Annotated in this window: 2 protein-coding genes; both read left to right on the forward strand. The window is 72.4% G+C overall.

The genetic code is table 11. The features are described 5' to 3' along the window. A partial coding sequence (locus ACIO3R_RS39490; RefSeq protein ID WP_402111948.1) for a phosphopantetheine-binding protein occupies positions 1–1,005 on the forward strand: 1,005 nt, incomplete at its 5' end. Between the two features lie 78 nt (positions 1,006–1,083). Next, positions 1,084–2,999: type I polyketide synthase (locus ACIO3R_RS39495; protein ID WP_402111950.1), on the forward strand; the 1,916-nt coding region annotated here is incomplete at its 3' end.

Raw genomic sequence — 2,999 nt, forward strand, 5'->3', positions numbered from 1 at the left:
GTGGCGGTGGGGGATGACCTGCGTGTTCCGGAGTACTGGGTGCGTCAGGTCCGTGAGCCGGTGCGGTACGGCGATGCGGTGGCCACGATGCATGAGCAGGGGGTCCGCACCTTCCTCGAAATCGGGCCGGGCGGTACGCTCGCCGCCCTCGCGGCCCAGTCCGTGCCCGACCAGGACACCACCACCGCCGCCCTCGTCTCGGTGCGTCCCGGACACTCCGAACCGGAGTCCGTGGTCCGGGCACTGGGCGAACTGCACAGCCGTGGCGTGCACGTGGACTGGGAGGCGTTCTTCGCCGGGTCCGGGGCGCGCCGCGTGCCGCTGCCCGCGTACCCCTTCCAGTACCGGAGCTACTGGCTCGACCCCGCCCACTCCGTCAACGGGACGTCCGGCCCTGCGCCGACCGCACCGCGGGAGCGGGAACCCGACGTTCCCGAGGCGGCCCTCGCCCTGCCCGCACGGCTCGCCGATCTGACGGGGGCCCAGCGCGCGCCGTATGTGCTGGAGACCGTGACCGCCCTGGTCGCGGCCGTCCTCAGGCATCCGGACCCGTCGGGCATCGCGTCCGACAAGCCGTTCCAGGAGCTCGGTCTCGACTCGCTGACCGGGGTTGAGCTGCGCAACCGGCTCGCCAGGTCCACCGGCCTGAGCCTGCCCGTCACCGTCGTCTTCGACCACCCGAGCCCGGCGGCCCTCGCCGGCCACGTGCTGTCCGTCGCCACCGCCGAGATCGAGAAGTCGGCTGCGCCCGCCGATCCGTCCGCCGCCCTCCGGGCCGGACTGGCCCAGGTGGAGGCCTCGATCGGCGCGTTGCCCGACGGCGACGCGTTCCGGTCCGAGGCCGCGACCCGGCTGCACGGGCTGCTGGACCTGCTGTCCGACCCGGGCGAGGCGTACAGCACCGCTGCTCCGGACGGCGCCGAGGTGCGCGACCTGATCGCGGCCTCGTCCACCGACGAGATCTTCGACTTCATCGACTCCCAGCTCGGCCGCGTGGCCGACTGACGCGGCGCGGGGCCGCCCTGCATGGGGGCCGGCCCCTCCCCGTGTCCTGCCCCGGAACCCACGAGAGGCTGATTACGCATGTCTGCTGCCAAGCCGCCCGCCACGACCGCCGACCGGAAGGCAACCCCCTCCGACCCGCCCCGGGAGGAGAGCAAGGAGGGGAAGCGGGAACAGAAGCTCGTCGAGTACCTGAAGTGGGTCACCGCGGACCTTCAGAAGGCACGCGAGCGGATCACCGAACTGGAGTCGGCCGACGCCGAACCCGTCGCGATCGTCGGTATGGCCTGCCGGTTCCCGGGCGGGGTCACCTCGCCCGGTGACCTGTGGCGCCTGGTCGCCGACGGCCGGGACGCGATCGGCCCGTTCCCCGCCGACCGCGGCTGGGACCTGGACGCCCTCTACAGCCCCGACGCCGACGAAGCGGGCACCTCCTACACCCGCGAAGCCGGATTCCTGGACGGCGCGGCCCTGTTCGACGCCGACTTCTTCGGCATCTCGCCGCGCGAGGCGCTGGCCATGGACCCGCAGCAGCGGGTTCTCCTGGAGACGGCCTGGGAGGCGCTGGAGGACGCGGGCATCGACCCCGCCACCCTTCGGGGTTCTCGCACCGGAGTGTTCGCGGGCATCACCGAACAGAGCTATCTCGGTCTCGAGGGCCCCGCGGAGCTCGAGGGCTACCTGATGACCGGCAAGCTGAGCAGCGTCGCCTCCGGCCGGATCGCCTACACCCTCGGCCTCGAAGGCCCCGCGCTCTCCGTGGACACCGCCTGCTCGTCCTCCCTGGTCGCTCTGCACCTGGCCGTCGCCTCGGTACGCCGGGGGGAATCCGTTCTCGCCCTGGCCGGCGGTGCCACGGTCACGGCCACGCCGGGAGGCTTCGTCGACTTCAGCCGCCAGCGCGGCCTCGCGCCCGACGGCCGTATCAAGTCCTTCGCCGCCGCCGCCGACGGCACGTCCTGGTCGGAGGGGGCGGGTGTGCTCGTGGTGGAGCGGTTGTCGGATGCGCGGCGTAACGGGCATCGGGTTTTGGCGGTGGTGCGGGGGAGTGCGGTGAATCAGGACGGTGCGAGCAATGGTCTGACGGCTCCGCACGGTCCGTCGCAGGAGCGGGTGGTGCGTGAGGCGCTGGCAGCCGCGCGCCTGTCGCCGGACGAGGTGGATGTGGTGGAGGCGCACGGCACGGGCACCCGCCTGGGTGATCCGATCGAGGCGCAGGCACTGCTCGCCACGTACGGACAGGACCGCGAACAGCCCGTCCTGCTCGGTTCGTTGAAGTCCAACATCGGCCACACCGTCGCCGCCGCGGGTGTGGGTGGTGTGATCAAGATGGTGGAGGCGATGCGGCACGGGGTGGTGCCGAGGACGTTGCATGTGGACGAGCCGACGCCGATGGTCGACTGGTCGAGCGGGTCCGTCGAGCTGCTGACGGAGGCACGGGAGTGGCCGTCCACGGGCCGGCCGCGCCGGGCCGCCGTCTCCGCGTTCGGCGTCAGCGGCACCAACGCCCACGTCATCCTCGAAGCGGCGCCGGAGGACCAGCCCGCCACGGAGGAACCGCCCACCACCGCGCTCCCCGCCGTCCCCTGGCTCGTCTCCGCCCGTGGCGAGCAGGCACTCGCCGCCCAGGCCGAGCGACTGCTCGCGCACCTGGCCGAGCACCCCGGGCCGACCGCCGCGGACATCGGCCGGTCACTGACCGGCACACGCACCCTGCACGACCACCGGGCCGCTGTCACCGGCGCCGACCGCGGCGAACTGGAGGCCGCCCTGAGCGAACTGGCCGCCGATCCCTCCCGCTTCGCCACCTCTTCGGGGGTGGGTGGTGGTGTGGGGTTGGTGTTTTCGGGTCAGGGTTCGCAGTGGGTGGGGATGGGTCGTGAGTTGGCGGTGGGGTTTCCTGTGTTCGGGCGGGTGTTGGACGAGGTGTGTGGTGTGTTGGATCCGTTGTTGGGTGGGTCGTTGCGTGAGGTGATGTTTGGGGTGGGTGGTGGGGG

Source organism: Streptomyces sp. NPDC087428, from assembly GCF_044744085.1.
Classification (GTDB): Bacteria; Actinomycetota; Actinomycetes; order Streptomycetales; family Streptomycetaceae; genus Streptomyces.